Source organism: Pseudomonas sp. DWRC2-2 (assembly GCF_049897885.1).
Lineage (GTDB): Bacteria > Pseudomonadota > Gammaproteobacteria > Pseudomonadales > Pseudomonadaceae > Aquipseudomonas > Aquipseudomonas azotoformans_A.
Genome location: NZ_JAFCXD010000003.1, coordinates 509,396 through 523,506, shown reverse-complemented (window position 1 = coordinate 523,506; position 14,111 = coordinate 509,396). Strand labels below are relative to the sequence as shown.

The following is a 14,111-nucleotide window of genomic DNA, read 5'->3' as shown; positions in this document are numbered from 1 at the left end:
GCGGCCTCGCCGTCCTCGGCGCCATCACCCTGATTTTCTTCTTTCTTGCCTATGTCGTCGCGCCGCTGTTCCAAGGTGCCTCATTGACCAAGGAAGACGCCCTGACCCCGGCCTGGATCCAGGACGCGGGCAAGCCGCTGATGATCTCCCTCGAAGAACAGAACCAAGTCGCCATGCGGGTTTCCGACAAGGGCCAGGCACTGTTCTTTAATGTGGAAACCGGCGCCGAACTCAAGCGTGTCGACCTGCAACTGCCTGCCGGCACCAGCGTTGCTTCTATCGGTGAAGACCAGCCCGGTAGCCCGCTGGTGATCCTCGGTCTGTCCAATGGCCAGTCCATGGTGTTCCGCCACACCTATAAGGTGTCCTACCCGGACGGCAAGAAAACCATTACGCCTGCGATCGAATACCCGTACGGTGAAAAGCCGATCGTGCTGGATGACGCCGGTCGCCCGCTGGAGCATGTCGCCCTTAACGCCACCGATTCCACCTTGGTGGTTGCAGGTTCCGCCGGTTCGCACTTGAACGTGCTGTCCCTGAGTCGCGAAGAAAACATGATGACTGGCGAAGTCACCAGCGAGCAGAAGCGCATCGAACTGCCGCAGATGACCGAGCCGGTGAAGGCGATCTTCATCGACCCACGCCAGCAATGGTTGTACGTGATCAACGGCCGCGCCCTGGCCGATGTGTTCAGCCTGCGCGACAAGAGCCTCAACGGGCGCTACAAATTGCTCGAAGACGGTACAGCCGAGGTCACTGCCAGCACGCAGCTGGTGGGCGGTATTTCGCTGATCGTCGGTAACTCCAAGGGCGGCCTGGCCCAGTGGTTCATGGCCCGCGACCCGGATGGCGAGCAGCGCTTCAAGCAGATCCGCACCTTCCAGATGGGTACTACGCCTATCGTAGAAATTTCTGCCGAAGAACGTCGCAAAGGCTTCACCGCCCTCGATGCTTCCGGCAAATTCGGTGTGTTCCACAGCACGGCGCACCGCACCCTGTTGGTCGACCCTGTAGTCGATGGCCAAGGCGTGTACGGCATGTCGCCACGGGCCAACCGCGTGATCGTGGAAGCCGGCGGCAAGCTGCAACCGCTGATGCTCGACAACCCGCACCCGGAAGTGTCCTGGAGCGCACTGTGGAGCAAGGTTTGGTACGAGAACTACGACGAGCCTAAATACGTCTGGCAATCGACCGCCGCCAACACCGATTTCGAACCCAAGATGAGCCTGGCCCCGCTGACCTTCGGCACCCTGAAGGCTGCGTTCTACGCCATGCTGCTGGCTGCACCTCTGGCCGTTGCCGCCGCGATCTACACCGCGTACTTCATGGCCCCGAGCCTGCGTCGCAAGGTCAAGCCGGTGATCGAACTGATGGAAGCCATGCCGACGGTGATCCTCGGCTTCTTCGCCGGCCTGTTCCTGGCGCCGTATGTGGAAGGGCATCTACCGGGCATTTTCAGTCTGTTAATGCTGTTGCCGATTGGCATCCTGGTCGCTGGTTTCATCTTCAGCCGCTTGCCTGAATCCATCCGTCTGCGCGTTCCCGATGGCTGGGAAAGCGCGATCCTGATCCCGGTGATCCTGTTCGTGGGCTGGCTCTCGCTGTACATGAGCCCGTACCTGGAAACCTGGTTCTTCGGCGGCGACATGCGCATGTGGATCTCCCACGACCTGGGCATCACCTACGACCAGCGCAACGCTCTGGTAGTGGGTTTGGCCATGGGCTTCGCAGTGATCCCGAACATCTATTCCATCGCCGAAGACGCCGTGTTCAGCGTGCCGCGCGGCCTGACCCTGGGCTCGCTGGCCTTGGGCGCCACACCGTGGCAGACCATGACACGCGTGGTCATCCTGACCGCCAGCCCGGGTATCTTCTCGGCGCTGATGATCGGCATGGGCCGTGCTGTCGGCGAGACCATGATCGTGTTGATGGCCACCGGTAACACCCCGGTGATGGAGATGAACCTGTTCGAGGGCTTGCGCACCTTGGCGGCCAACGTGGCGGTGGAAATGCCCGAGTCGGAAGTGGGCGGCAGTCACTACCGCGTGCTGTTCCTCTCGGCACTGGTACTGCTGCTGTTCACCTTCATCATGAACACCCTCGCGGAGCTGATCCGTCAGCGTCTGCGCAAGAAATACTCGTCGCTTTAAGAAAGGTAGAAGTCTGTGAAACAGAACTCCCTGAATGGATGGTTCAAGAGCGGCGCCCCCGGCGTCTGGATCAGCGGTGGCGCGGTGTCCATCGCGGTCATCATGACCATTGGTTTGCTGGCGGTGATTGCCGTGCGTGGCCTCGGCCACTTCTGGCCGGCCGACCTGATCCAGGCCAACTACAACGTGCCGGGCCAGGCCAACCATATCGTCATCGGCGAAGTGGTGCAGAAAGAAGAAGTGCCTCGCGAGCGCCTGAAAAGCGCTGGCCTGCCGGTGCCGGACCAAGGCCCGGAGTTCATGACCCGCGAGCTGATCAAGGTGGGCAACCGTGACCTGAACGGCAACGACTTCACCTGGATCGTCGGCGAGTGGCTCAAGGACCAGACCACGCCGGCGAACCTGATGACCATCGAGCGCCGTGAGTGGGGCAACTTCTACGGCACCCTGGTCAACGTCAAGCAAGACGGCAAGGTCATCGCCGAAGGCGAGGCCGCATGGCCGGAGCTGCAGGCCCGTGTGGATCGCGTCAACAAGCTGGCCGCTCAACTCAAGACCCTGGAGAAATCCGATATCGGCGCTATCAACGCCGGGCTCGAACGCATTCGCCTGCACGGCCGCAAACTGGAACTGGAAGGCAAGCTCGACGCCGCCGCCCAGGCCGACATGGATGCCGACCGCGCCGAGTTGAATGCCCGCTACCAGGACATCGAAGCCCGCCTGGCTGACCTGCATGCCCAGTTCAACCGCGACGCGCTGACCGCCCGCGACGGCAACGGCAAGGAAGTGGAAATCGGCATCGGCAAAGTGGTGCACGCCTATCAGCCGAATGCCATGGGCACGATCACCAAGATCGGCTTCTACTTCAGCAAGGTCTGGGAATTCCTCAGCGATGACCCACGGGAAGCCAACACCGAAGGCGGGATTTTCCCGGCCATCTTCGGCACCGTGATGATGACCCTGATCATGGCGATGATCGTGACCCCGTTCGGCGTGCTGGCGGCGGTGTACCTGCGTGAATACGCCAAGCAGAACACCCTGACCCGCGTCATCCGTATCGCTGTGAACAACCTGGCCGGTGTACCGGCCATCGTCTACGGCGTGTTCGGCCTGGGCTTCTTCGTGTATGTATTGGGTGGTTCGGTTGACCGCCTGTTCTTCGCCGAAGCCCTGCCGGCGCCGACCTTCGGCACGCCGGGCCTGTTGTGGGCCTCGCTGACCCTGGCGCTGCTCGCGGTGCCGGTGGTGATCGTGGCCACCGAAGAGGGCCTGGCGCGGATTCCTCGCACCGTACGCGAAGGCTCCCTGGCACTGGGCGCGACCAAGGCGGAAACGCTGTGGAAGATCGTGCTGCCGATGGCCAGCCCGGCGATGATGACCGGCATGATCCTCGCCGTGGCCCGCGCCGCGGGCGAAGTGGCGCCGCTGATGTTGGTGGGCGTGGTGAAACTGGCGCCGTCGCTGCCGCTGGATGGCAACTACCCGTATCTGCACCTGGACCAGAAGATCATGCACCTGGGCTTCCATATCTATGACGTCGGCTTCCAGAGCCCCAACGTCGAAGCCGCACGGCCGCTGGTGTACGCCACCGCATTGCTGTTGGTGCTGGTGATCGCCACGCTCAACTTGTCGGCGGTGTGGATCCGTAACCACCTGCGCGAAAAATACAAAGCGTTGGATAGCTGATCTGAATATTGCTTGCCGCAGGCCCGATGCCTGCGGTTCAACACAACGAATTGGTAGCACAGGGAGCATCCCATGCAACAAGACACCCACACCCACGGCATCAACATGTCTGCCCTGGGTCGCGACAAGCAGAGCCTGAGCCTGGCCCAGGAAACCGTGGCCATCGAAGTGCCGGGCCTGAGCCTGTACTACGGTGAAAAGCAGGCGCTGTTCGACGTCAGCATGAACATCCCCAAGCAGCGCGTGACCGCCTTCATCGGCCCGTCGGGCTGCGGCAAGTCCACGCTGCTGCGCACGTTCAACCGCATGAACGACCTGGTGGACGGCTGCCGCGTAGACGGTGCCATCAACCTCTACGGCACCAACATCTACCGCAAGGGCGAAGACGTGGCCGAGCTGCGTCGCCGCGTGGGCATGGTGTTCCAGAAGCCCAACCCGTTCCCCAAGACCATCTACGAAAACGTGGTCTACGGCCTGCGCATCCAGGGCATCAACAAGAAGCGCATCCTCGACGAAGCCGTCGAGTGGGCCTTGAAAGGCGCGGCGCTGTGGGACGAAGTCAAAGATCGTCTGCACGATTCGGCCCTCGGCCTGTCCGGCGGTCAGCAACAGCGTCTGGTCATTGCCCGCACCATTGCGGTTGAGCCGGAAGTGCTGCTGCTCGACGAACCCTGCTCGGCACTCGACCCGATCTCCACGCTGAAAGTCGAAGAGCTGATCTACGAGCTGAAATCCAAGTTCACCATCGTCATCGTGACCCACAACATGCAACAGGCGGCGCGGGTTTCCGACTACACCGCGTTCATGTACATGGGCAAACTGGTGGAGTTCGGCGATACCGATACCCTGTTCACCAATCCGGCGAAGAAGCAGACCGAAGACTACATCACCGGTCGCTACGGCTAGGATGCCGGGATTTTCCTCGCACTGACGCTGCGGTTCTCCGCACCTTACCGGACGCTCCAAGGACGCCAACATGATTAGCAAAGAAGGCCTTACCCATCACATCTCCGCGCAGTTCAACGCCGAGCTTGAGGAAGTGCGCAGCCACCTCCTGGCGATGGGCGGGCTGGTGGAGAAGCAAGTCAACGACGCCGTCACCGCGCTGATCGAGGCCGACTCGGGCCTGGCCCAGCAAGTGCGTGAGATCGACGACCAGATCAACCAGATGGAACGCAACATCGACGAAGAATGCCTGCGCATTCTGGCCCGTCGCCAGCCGGCGGCGTCCGACCTGCGTTTGATCATCAGCATCTCCAAGTCGGTGATCGACCTGGAGCGCATCGGCGACGAAGCCACCAAGATCGCCCGCCGCGCCATCCAACTGTGCGAAGAAGGCGAAGCGCCGCGCGGTTACGTGGAAGTGCGCCACATCGGCGACCAGGTGCGCAACATGGTGCGCGACGCCCTCGACGCCTTTGCTCGCTTCGATGCTGAGCTGGCACTGTCGGTGGCCCAGTACGACAAGATCATCGACCGCGAATACAAGACCGCGCTGCGTGAACTTGCGACCTACATGATGGAAGATCCCCGCTCTATCTCGCGGGTCTTGAGCATTATCTGGGTGCTGCGTTCCCTGGAGCGTATCGGCGACCACGCGCGCAATATCTCGGAATTGGTGATTTACCTGGTGCGCGGCACCGACGTACGGCACATGGGCCTCAAGCGCATGAAGGCCGAAGTTGAAGGTTCGGCTGATCTTATCCCTAATGTTCCGGGCCAAACTGACGATAAGTAAGGTTGCCCGAGAAATTAACGCCCGGCCTTTGGTCGGGCGTTTTTGTTTGTGGCCACTGAATTTTTTACACGTTGAGCGAGATAAATTCCCAACGTGACTACCGAGTTTTGGCAAAATGCCATCAGTCAGGCGTCTTGCGTGCCGAAGTTTTAATTAGGATGAAGGGTCGATGAGTAAAGTCAGTGTATTGGTGGTGGATGACGCCTCGTTTATCCGCGACCTGGTGAAGAAGTGCCTGCGCAACTACTTCCCCGGGATCAAGCTTGAAGACGCGGTGAACGGCAAAAAGGCCCAGGCCATCCTGATGCGCGAGAGCTTCGACCTGGTGCTGTGCGACTGGGAAATGCCGGAGATGTCCGGCCTTGAATTGTTGACCTGGTGCCGTGAGCAGCCTCACCTCAAGGCAATGCCGTTCGTGATGGTGACCAGCCGTGGCGACAAGGAAAACGTGGTCCAGGCCATCCAGGCCGGAGTTTCCGGTTATGTCAGCAAGCCCTTCACCAACGAGCAGTTGTTGAACAAGGTCAAGCAGGCCCTGCACAAAATCGGTCGTCTCGACGCGCTGGTCGCCAGTGCACCCACCAAGATGAACTCGGCGTTCGGCAACGATTCCCTCAGCGCATTGACCGGCGGCAAGCCCGAAGCGGCGCGTGCAGCACCAGTGGTTGCAGCCTCCCCAGCGCCGAGCAAAGGCTTGCTCAACAGCCCGCCGGTACAGGCACCTTCAGCGGCGCCGGCCGGCGGTCGTGGCCAGGGCCAGCTGCGCCTGTCCAGCGGCAACCAGCAATGCGTGATCAAGGCGCTGAGCATTAAGGAAGCGCTGCTGGTGGTACGTCGTGGCGAAGTCCTGCCTCAGGTACTGGAAAGCGCCGTGCTCGACCTGGAGCAGGGCGACAACGCCGAAGTGGCCCGTCTCAACGGCTACCTGCACGCCATCGTTGCCTTTGAGCCCAAGCCCGACAGCGATTGGCTGCAGCTGACCTTCCGGTTTATCGACCAGGACGCGCAGAAGCTCGACTACATCTCCCGCCTGATCGCACGCGGTACGGCGCAGAAGCACTTTGTGCCGGGTGCGTAATCCTCTGAATACTGGGAATCGACCGACTGTCTGATTCCCGGTCCCTGTCTTGATTTATATCTGTTTCGATATAGTCTCTCGGTAACGTCTCAGTGTTATCGAGTCTTCGCTATGCCTTGAAACAAACCTCTAAGCCCCTTGGCCGAATCGTCGATTACGCTTTTCCTTTCCAGAAAAGGAGAAGCCAATGCCAAGGCACAAGGATGTGGTGTTTCTAGGAAGTTCGCTCAAGGACCTCAAAACGTTTCCTCTCGACGCCCGTAGGGCGGCAGGCTTTCAGTTGGATCTCTTGCAACAGGGTGAGCAGCCGTTTGATTGCAAGCCGATGAAAACCATCGGGAGAGGCGTCAGTGAGATTCGGATTGCTGAGGAGTCAGGAGCTTTTCGAGTGTTTTATGTGGTCAACCGGCCAGAGGCCATCTATGTGCTGCACGCGCTGCGCAAGACCACACACAAAACCGAAGGGCGTGATATCGAGCTGGCGCGCGCCAGATTGCAGGAGTTAGGGTGACCCATGACTAATCAAAAAGTTTACGGCGAACGTTTCAGCTGTGTTTGGGACGCTCTGGAAGATACGCCCCAGCAAGCCGCCAATATGCGGCTGCGGTCAAAATTGCTCTTGGAGCTGTGCCAGACCATTCGCAGCTGGGAGCTTTCTCAAAAAGAGGCGGCACATAGGTTGGGCATCAGTCAGCCCCGACTTAACGACGTCCTTACCGGCAAGATCGACAAGCTCTCTCTGGATGCGTTGGTCAATCTGTCAGCGGGTGCCCAAATGAACGTGGATATTTGTTTCAACGGGCTGCCAGCCTGAAGTTGTCATCAAACCCCGCTAACCTGCCGCTCAGTCATCCCGGCAGGTTCACGCCATGCTCATGCGCTTATTGCTGTGCGGTGGGCTGGCAACGGTCGCTTTGTCGACCCAGGCCATGACCCTCTACAAATCCACCGATGCCAACGGCGTGGTGTTTTTCAGTGACCGGCATACCCCGGGCGCCCAGGCGTTTGTGATCCAGGAGCGCAGGGTTGAACGCGTGAAGCCGCCGATGCTGGTCGTGCCCAAACCGAGTGATCAACAGCAGGCCTACCGCTACCCTTTGCCCTGGCGTGGCGGCCCGTTCCGCCTGAGCCAAGGCCCCAACGGCAGCTTCAGCCATACCGACGCCAAGAGCCGCTACGCCATGGACATCGCCATGCCCGAGGGCACGCCGATTATTGCGGCACGCAGCGGAATGGTGGTGAAGACCGAGAATGAGCAGGTCGGGCGTGGCAATGATGCGTCGGGGAATTTTGTGCGAGTGCGTCATGACGACGGCAGTGAGGCGGTGTACCTGCACCTCAAGCAAGGTTCGGTCAGCGTTCGGGCAGGTCAACGTGTGGCGGTGGGAAGCCCGCTGGCCCTGTCGGGCAATACCGGCAACAGCAGCGGGCCGCACTTGCATTTCGTGGTGCAGCGCGCCACTGAGGCGGGGTTGGTGTCGATCCCGTATGAGTTCAACCAGCCTGTGGGTGCATTGCCCAATTTTGCGTTGGGCAATTGAGGGTCAGTCCAGCAGCAGCACCTTGGCCAACACGATTTTCGGCCCTTTCATCTTCTTGATGATGATGCGCAAGCCTTCCACCTCCAGCACTTCTTCCTCTTCCGGCACGCGCTTGAGGGTGTCGTAGATCAGACCGGCCAGGGTTTCGGCTTCGATGTGATCCAGGTCCACGCCCAGCAGGCGCTCGACCTTGAACAGCGGCGTGTCGCCACGCACCAGCAGCTTGCCCGGCTGATAGGCCAGGATGCCGCGTTCGGCCTTGCGGTGTTCGTCCTGGATATCGCCCACCAGCACTTCCAGCACGTCTTCCATGGTCAGGTAGCCGATGATCTTGCCGTCGGCTTCTTCCACCAGGGCGAAGTGCGCGCCGCCCTTGCGGAACTGCTCCAGCAGTTGCGACAGCGGCATGTGCCGCGACACACGCTCCAGCGGGCGGGTCAGCTCGGCCAGGTTGAACGACTCAGGGATGTGATCCAGGGCCGCCAGTTCCAGCAGCAGGTCCTTGATGTGCAGCAGGCCCACGAATTCGTTGCGCACCGCGTCATACACCGGGTAGCGGCTGAATTTGTGGCGGCGGAACAGCGCAAGGATTTCCTTGAGCGGGGCGTTGAAGTCCAGGGTCACCAGGTCTTCTCGGGAGTTGGCCCAGTCCACCACTTCCAGTTCGCCCATTTCCACGGCGGAGGCCAGCACGCGCATGCCTTGGTCGCTCGGGTCCTGGCCACGGCTGGAGTGCAGGATCAGCTTGAGTTCTTCACGGCTGTAATGGTGTTCGTGGTGCGGGCCAGGCTCGCCTTGGCCGGCGATACGCAGGATGGCGTTGGCGCTGGCGTTGAGCAGGTAGATCGCCGGGTACATGGCCCAGTAGAACAGGTACAGCGGCACCGCCGTCCAGAGCGACAGCAACTCGGGTTTGCGAATCGCCCAGGACTTGGGCGCCAGCTCACCGACCACAATGTGCAGGTAGGAAATCACGAAGAAGGCGGCAAAGAACGACACGCCCTTGATCACTTCCGGCGACTCGACGCCCACGGCGCCCAGCAACGGTTCGAGGATGTGCGCGAAGGCCGGCTCACCGACCCAACCCAGACCCAGCGAGGCGAGGGTGATACCCAGCTGGCAGGCCGACAGGTAGGCGTCGAGCTGGCTGTGCACGGTGCGCAGGATCTGCCCGCGCCAGCCGTTCTTGTGGGCGATGGCCTCGACCCGAGTGGCGCGCAATTTGACCATGGCAAATTCCGCCGCAACGAAGAAACCGTTGAGCAATACCAGGATCAGTGCAAAAAGAATCATGCCGAAGTCGGCGAAGAGTGTAGCGAGGGTGATACCAGGGGAAGGGTCCATGATGGGGTTTTGCAGGTTCCGTGTGTTCAATAAGGGGTGGCAGGTGGGCCTGAAAGGCAGGCGCAAGTCGGCCAATGTAGCGGCTGACGGGGCGCTTGCCTAGTGCCCACTGCCGGGCGGGCCGTCAGGTGTCCTGATCAATTGCCTTCGATCGGGTCATCTGTGCTGGCGGGAAATGGCAGGTAAACGTACTGCCATGGCCCAATACGCTACTGATCTCCAGGCGCGCGCGATGGCGCAGCAACACGTGCTTGACGATCGCCAGACCAAGCCCGGTGCCGCCGGTGTTGGAGTTGCGGCTGGAGTCGACACGGTAGAAACGCTCGGTCAGGCGCGGCAGGTGCTTGGCGTCGATGCCGATGCCGGAGTCCTGCACGCTCAGGTGCGCGCCCTGTTCGTCGGCCCACCAGCGGATGCGGATATTGCCTTTGTCCTGGGTGTACTTCACGGCGTTGAACACCAGGTTGGAAAACGCGCTGCGCAATTCGCCTTCGCTGCCTTTGAGCAGCACGGCCGGGTCGGCTTCCAGGGTGATCTGTTGCCCGCGTTGGCCGGACAGGGCCTGGGCGTCGTTCTTGATGGTCTGCAGCAGGCTTTGCACGGCGACGGGATGGTTGTCCGAGGGGTAATCGGTCGCCTCCAGCTTGGCCAGCAACAGCAAGTCGTTGAGCAGTGTCTGCATACGTGAGCCTTGCTGCTGCATCTGCTGCAGGGCACGGCTCCAGCGCGGATTGATCTCGTCGACGTTGTCCAGCAGCGTCTCCAGATAGCCGCAGATTACCGTCAGCGGTGTGCGCAACTCGTGTGAGACGTTGGCGACGAAGTCTTTGCGCATCTGTTCCAGCTGGTGGATGCGGGTGACGTCGCGCACCAGCATCAGGTGTTCATTGTTGCCGTAGCGCGTCAGGTACAGCTGGATACGCACGCGGTCATTGGTGGGCGAGGGGATTTCCAGGGCTTCTTCGTAGTTCTCCTGTTCGAAGTACTCCTTGAAGCGCGGATGGCGCACCAGGTTGGTCACCGGCTGGCCACTGTCCTGGGGCGTCTTGAGGCCCAGCAGGGTCTCGGCGGCGCGGTTCCACCACTCCAGGTTGCCGTCGCTGTCGAGCATGATCACCGCATCTTTCAACGCGGCCGTGGACTCCTGCACTCGGTCGATCACGGCTTGCAGGCGCCCTCGCACCCGTTGGTCGCGGCGTTGCAAGTGGTAGATGCTGTCGAATACTTCGCCCCACAGGCCATAGCCATCGGGCGGTGCTTCGTCGGGTTTGTGCTGGCGCAGCCATTCGTGCAGGCGCAGCAGTTGCTTGAGGGTCCAACCCAGGTACAAGGCAATGCCGGCTGCCAGGCTCCAGCCGTAGTAACCGCTGACCAAACCCACCAACAGGCAGCCGGTGATCAGCAAAAGCATGTGGCGGATCAGGGTGCCATGCCAGTTTTGGTTCACTTGAACATGCGTCCTTGTCAGCTGTTAAGTCAGGCTCAGCCCTTGGTGGAAAATCGATAACCGGTGCCGCGCACGGTTTGTACCAGATTCTCGTAGGCATCGCCCAAGGCTTTGCGCAGGCGGCGGATATGCACGTCCACGGTGCGCTCTTCCACATACACGTTGCCGCCCCACACCTGGTCCAGCAGTTGGCCGCGGGTGTAGGCGCGCTCCTGATGGGTCATGAAGAATTGCAGCAGGCGATATTCGGTCGGGCCCATCTCGGCTGGCTTGCCGTCGATGGTCACGCGGTGGCTGATCGGGTCCAGCAGCAGGCCGCCGACTTCGATGGGCGCTTCACCATCGGTCGGGCCGGCACGGCGCAGCACGGCTTTCAGACGCGCTACCAACTCGCGTGGGGAAAACGGCTTGGTGATGTAGTCATCGGCGCCGACTTCCAGGCCCTGGATCTTGTTGTCCTCTTCGCCCTTGGCGGTGAGCATGATGATCGGGATGTCCCCGGTCAGCTCGTCACGCTTGAGACGGCGGGCCAGTTCGATGCCGGAGGTGCCGGGCAGCATCCAGTCCAGCAGGATCAGGTCCGGCTTGCGGTCGACGATAATGGCATGGGCCTGCTGGGAGTTCTCGGCCTCCAGGCAGTCGTAGCCGGCCATTTCCAACGCAACGGCGATCATCTCGCGGATGGGCGCTTCGTCGTCAACAATCAGAATGCTCCTGCCAACCATGCTCAAAAATCCTCTTGTCATTTAACTGTCTTGCGCCGCATTAGATAACGGAATTATTGCAGTCGTGTGACAGTAATTTAGTCGCTCAGGCAATTCCCGCCTCTCTGGACTACGCTTTGGGTCCGAATCCTGACAACCACAAAAGGAAGGTTCCGATGACTTACAGCACGATTTCCTGGAAAGCCCTGCTGGTAACGGCGGCGTTGACGCTGCCGACCCTGGCATTCGCGGCGGAACCCGCGATGACGAAAGACGGGATGTTGGTCGATCACAAGGGCATGACGCTATACACCTTTGCCAAGGACGCCGATGGCAAGTCCATGTGCAACGACAAGTGTGCTACCAATTGGCCCCCATTGATGGCCGAATCCACCGATAAGCCCATGGGGAAATGGACCGTCATCACCCGTGACGATCAGAAAAGCCAATGGGCTTACAGCGGGAAGCCGCTCTATACCTTCATCATGGACAAGAAGGCGGGCGACATGACCGGTGAGGGCAAAATGGACGGGGCCTGGAAAGTCGCCAAACCTTGATGCATACCCCTAACGGTGAGGGGCCTGGCCCCTCATCGAAATGCGTAATCCGCCACAATCCCGACAAATATCGCCAACCCCGCCCAGTGGTTGTGCAAGAACGCCTTGAAGCACTTCATCCGATCCTTGTCCCGCGTGTACCAGAACTCCCAGGCAAAACAGCCTGCCGCCGCCAGCAACCCCAGGTGGAACCATCCACCCAGCTCAAATCGGGCTCCGGCCAGCAACAGGCACGCCAGCGACAGCCCCTGCAAGGTCAGAATGATCACGCGATCAGCTTCACCGAACAGGATGGCCGTGGATTTAACGCCGATCTTCAAGTCGTCATCGCGGTCGGTCATCGCGTAATAGGTGTCGTAGCCCACCGTCCACAACAGGTTGGCGATATACAGCAGCCACGCGGTGGCGGGCAGGCTGCCGGTCTCGGCGGTGAACGCCATCGGCATGCCCCAGGAAAACGCCGCCCCCAGCACCACCTGCGGGTAGTAGGTGTAGCGCTTCATGAACGGGTAGCTCGCCGCCAGGGCCAGGCCGCCGAGGGACAGCAGGATGGTGGTGGCGTTGGTCAGCAGCACCAGCAGGAAACTGATGCCCATCAGCACCGCAAAAAACACCAGCGCCTCTTTCGAACTGATCTTGCCGCTCACCAGCGGGCGCTGCTCGGTGCGCTTCACATGGCCATCGACCTTGCGGTCGGCCCAGTCATTGATCACGCAGCCACCGGCGCGGGTCAGCACCACACCCAGTACAAAAATCACGATATTGAGCAGGGACGGCGAGCCCTTGCCGGCGATCCACAGCGCCCACAGCGTTGGCCACAGCAGCAGGTAGATGCCGATGGGCTTGTCCATGCGGGTCAGTTGGATGAAATCCCAGGCTCTCGGGTTCAAGTGGTTCAGGGATTTGAGCAGACGTTGATACATCAGCAGTTCTCCGGATGGGCGTGCAGCGCGTGCCAGAAGCTGGGCAGAAAGACCTCCGCGACCAACACGCTCAGCGGTCCGCGATCAAATCGTGAACGGCGCGCCCATAGGCCGTCGGCCTGATCCGCCGCAGGCAGCCAGTGTTGTGGGTAATGGCACACTTCGATGGCCTGGCGCGTGAATGCCTGGTCGCAGAACAGCAATTCGCCCAGTGAGCGGCTGCCCAACTCATCCATATGCAAGCCGTCGCCCTGCAAGGCGCTGCGTGCCGCCACACTGCGCGCGAACACCCAAGGCTGGCCATGCCCGCGCAAATACACCTCGCGCACCCAGCCGATACTGGCCGGTGGCAATGCCAGGGCGACGCATTCATCGTCTCGCAACGGCTGCCAGCCCTCGAACAGCGGCGTCACGCTGAACCCGTCGTTGGACAGCCACGTCAGCCGCCGTGTCAGCGAGTCTTCGTTGAACAGCCAATTGAGCGTCAAGGGCGCGGGCGCAGGGTGCAGAAGGCTCTGGATCAGCCATTGGCAAGCATCGGGAGGGTCGATTGAGTGCGGCACGGTGAGTCAGTATTGGCAGCAAAAGAGGCGGCGAGCTTACCATGACGCCTCTGGTTTTTGCCGGACCGAACCGGCTGTTTGCGTCGATCGTGCTTGCATCTGCCGGCCCCGATCAGTACAAAACGCCCTGAGCCGCACGGCAACGCGGGTCTATCGACCGTCGGCCAAGATGCCTGACCCTGAGGAAGCAAGTGATGAAGAAGTGGCAATGTGTAGTCTGTGGCCTGATCTATGACGAGAAAGACGGCTGGCCGGATGACGGAATTCTGCCTGGCACCCGTTGGGAAGACGTCCCGGAAGACTGGCTGTGCCCGGACTGCGGCGTGGGCAAAATGGATTTCGAAATGATCGAAATCGGCTGATTTTTGGTTTTCAGATAA

At 60.8% G+C, this 14,111-nt stretch carries 15 protein-coding genes; 10 read left to right on the top strand and 5 right to left on the bottom strand.

Features of this window, described 5'->3' with window-relative positions; genetic code table 11:
- Nucleotides 1–116 precede the first annotated feature (116 nt).
- The 8 genes from ACP7EW_RS17750 (at nucleotide 117) to ACP7EW_RS17715 (ending at nucleotide 8,193) form a co-directional block, all read left to right on the top strand.
- Entirely contained in the window at nucleotides 117–2,150 is a 2,034-nt protein-coding gene (locus ACP7EW_RS17750; protein ID WP_426218863.1) for an ABC transporter permease subunit, read from the top strand.
- Nucleotides 2,151–2,165: 15 nt separating this feature from the next.
- The gene (pstA, locus tag ACP7EW_RS17745; protein ID WP_033897271.1) at nucleotides 2,166–3,836 is read left to right on the top strand and encodes a phosphate ABC transporter permease PstA; all 1,671 of its coding nucleotides are present in this window, start codon (nucleotides 2,166–2,168) and stop codon (nucleotides 3,834–3,836) included.
- Nucleotides 3,837–3,908: 72 nt separating this feature from the next.
- Entirely contained in the window at nucleotides 3,909–4,742 is an 834-nt protein-coding gene (gene pstB / locus ACP7EW_RS17740) for a phosphate ABC transporter ATP-binding protein PstB (RefSeq protein ID WP_025856391.1), read from the top strand.
- A gap of 70 nt (nucleotides 4,743–4,812) precedes the next feature.
- Complete coding sequence (gene phoU / locus ACP7EW_RS17735) at nucleotides 4,813–5,574, top strand: phosphate signaling complex protein PhoU (protein WP_016978634.1); 762 nt, start codon at nucleotides 4,813–4,815, stop codon at nucleotides 5,572–5,574.
- Nucleotides 5,575–5,743: 169 nt separating this feature from the next.
- Entirely contained in the window at nucleotides 5,744–6,652 is a 909-nt protein-coding gene (locus tag ACP7EW_RS17730; RefSeq protein ID WP_426218615.1) for a response regulator, read from the top strand.
- A 187-nt stretch (nucleotides 6,653–6,839) separates the two neighbouring features.
- Nucleotides 6,840–7,163, top strand: a complete 324-nt coding sequence (locus tag ACP7EW_RS17725) for a type II toxin-antitoxin system RelE/ParE family toxin (RefSeq protein ID WP_426218613.1) — start codon at nucleotides 6,840–6,842, stop codon at nucleotides 7,161–7,163.
- 3 nt (nucleotides 7,164–7,166) lie between these two features.
- Complete coding sequence (locus ACP7EW_RS17720) at nucleotides 7,167–7,466, top strand: helix-turn-helix domain-containing protein (protein WP_426218611.1); 300 nt, start codon at nucleotides 7,167–7,169, stop codon at nucleotides 7,464–7,466.
- Nucleotides 7,467–7,521: 55 nt separating this feature from the next.
- Nucleotides 7,522–8,193, top strand: a complete 672-nt coding sequence (locus tag ACP7EW_RS17715) for a peptidoglycan DD-metalloendopeptidase family protein (RefSeq protein WP_133075591.1) — start codon at nucleotides 7,522–7,524, stop codon at nucleotides 8,191–8,193.
- Between the two features lie 3 nt (nucleotides 8,194–8,196).
- On the opposite strand, the gene ACP7EW_RS17710 is transcribed toward ACP7EW_RS17715, so the two are convergent.
- The 3 genes from ACP7EW_RS17710 to phoB form a co-directional block, all read right to left on the bottom strand.
- The gene (locus ACP7EW_RS17710) at nucleotides 8,197–9,537 is read right to left on the bottom strand and encodes a hemolysin family protein (RefSeq protein WP_010207573.1); all 1,341 of its coding nucleotides are present in this window, start codon (nucleotides 9,535–9,537) and stop codon (nucleotides 8,197–8,199) included.
- A 124-nt stretch (nucleotides 9,538–9,661) separates the two neighbouring features.
- Nucleotides 9,662–10,984 carry a phosphate regulon sensor histidine kinase PhoR gene (gene phoR, locus ACP7EW_RS17705; protein ID WP_028618507.1) on the bottom strand — a complete coding sequence of 441 codons (1,323 nt, stop codon included), beginning with the start codon at nucleotides 10,982–10,984 and terminating at the stop codon, nucleotides 9,662–9,664.
- A gap of 35 nt (nucleotides 10,985–11,019) precedes the next feature.
- Nucleotides 11,020–11,709 (bottom strand): phosphate regulon transcriptional regulator PhoB, encoded by a 690-nt coding sequence (phoB, locus tag ACP7EW_RS17700; RefSeq protein ID WP_003176964.1) that lies wholly within the window; start codon nucleotides 11,707–11,709, stop codon nucleotides 11,020–11,022.
- A gap of 155 nt (nucleotides 11,710–11,864) precedes the next feature.
- On the opposite strand from phoB, the gene ACP7EW_RS17695 reads away from it, so the two are divergent.
- Nucleotides 11,865–12,245 carry a COG4315 family predicted lipoprotein gene (locus ACP7EW_RS17695; protein WP_038845531.1) on the top strand — a complete coding sequence of 127 codons (381 nt, stop codon included), beginning with the start codon at nucleotides 11,865–11,867 and terminating at the stop codon, nucleotides 12,243–12,245.
- A gap of 32 nt (nucleotides 12,246–12,277) precedes the next feature.
- On the opposite strand, the gene ubiA is transcribed toward ACP7EW_RS17695, so the two are convergent.
- Both ubiA and ACP7EW_RS17685 read right to left on the bottom strand, forming a co-directional pair.
- Nucleotides 12,278–13,168, bottom strand: coding sequence for a 4-hydroxybenzoate octaprenyltransferase (gene ubiA, locus ACP7EW_RS17690; RefSeq protein ID WP_016978626.1), 891 nt, complete (start codon nucleotides 13,166–13,168; stop codon nucleotides 12,278–12,280).
- The gene (locus ACP7EW_RS17685; protein WP_426218607.1) at nucleotides 13,168–13,731 is read right to left on the bottom strand and encodes a chorismate--pyruvate lyase family protein; all 564 of its coding nucleotides are present in this window, start codon (nucleotides 13,729–13,731) and stop codon (nucleotides 13,168–13,170) included. The genes ubiA and ACP7EW_RS17685 overlap by 1 nt, the downstream gene beginning before the upstream one ends.
- A 194-nt stretch (nucleotides 13,732–13,925) precedes the next feature.
- Between ACP7EW_RS17685 and ACP7EW_RS17680 the strand changes: the two genes are divergently transcribed.
- Entirely contained in the window at nucleotides 13,926–14,093 is a 168-nt protein-coding gene (locus tag ACP7EW_RS17680) for a rubredoxin (RefSeq protein WP_015886569.1), read from the top strand.
- The last annotated feature ends 18 nt before the right edge of the window (nucleotides 14,094–14,111 follow it).

Bases quoted from the DNA above. Each gene is read 5' to 3' on its own strand.
- pstB (WP_025856391.1), top strand. From the start codon at position 3,909: ATGCAACAAGACACCCACACCCACGGCATCAACATGTCTGCCCTGGGT.
- phoU (WP_016978634.1), top strand. From the start codon at position 4,813: ATGATTAGCAAAGAAGGCCTTACCCATCACATCTCCGCGCAGTTCAAC.
- ACP7EW_RS17730 (WP_426218615.1), top strand. From the start codon at position 5,744: ATGAGTAAAGTCAGTGTATTGGTGGTGGATGACGCCTCGTTTATCCGC.
- ACP7EW_RS17725 (WP_426218613.1), top strand. From the start codon at position 6,840: ATGCCAAGGCACAAGGATGTGGTGTTTCTAGGAAGTTCGCTCAAGGAC.
- ACP7EW_RS17720 (WP_426218611.1), top strand. From the start codon at position 7,167: ATGACTAATCAAAAAGTTTACGGCGAACGTTTCAGCTGTGTTTGGGAC.
- ACP7EW_RS17715 (WP_133075591.1), top strand. From the start codon at position 7,522: ATGCTCATGCGCTTATTGCTGTGCGGTGGGCTGGCAACGGTCGCTTTG.
- ACP7EW_RS17710 (WP_010207573.1), bottom strand. From the start codon at position 9,537: ATGGACCCTTCCCCTGGTATCACCCTCGCTACACTCTTCGCCGACTTC.
- phoB (WP_003176964.1), bottom strand. From the start codon at position 11,709: ATGGTTGGCAGGAGCATTCTGATTGTTGACGACGAAGCGCCCATCCGC.
- ACP7EW_RS17695 (WP_038845531.1), top strand. From the start codon at position 11,865: ATGACTTACAGCACGATTTCCTGGAAAGCCCTGCTGGTAACGGCGGCG.
- ubiA (WP_016978626.1), bottom strand. From the start codon at position 13,168: ATGTATCAACGTCTGCTCAAATCCCTGAACCACTTGAACCCGAGAGCC.
- ACP7EW_RS17680 (WP_015886569.1), top strand. From the start codon at position 13,926: ATGAAGAAGTGGCAATGTGTAGTCTGTGGCCTGATCTATGACGAGAAA.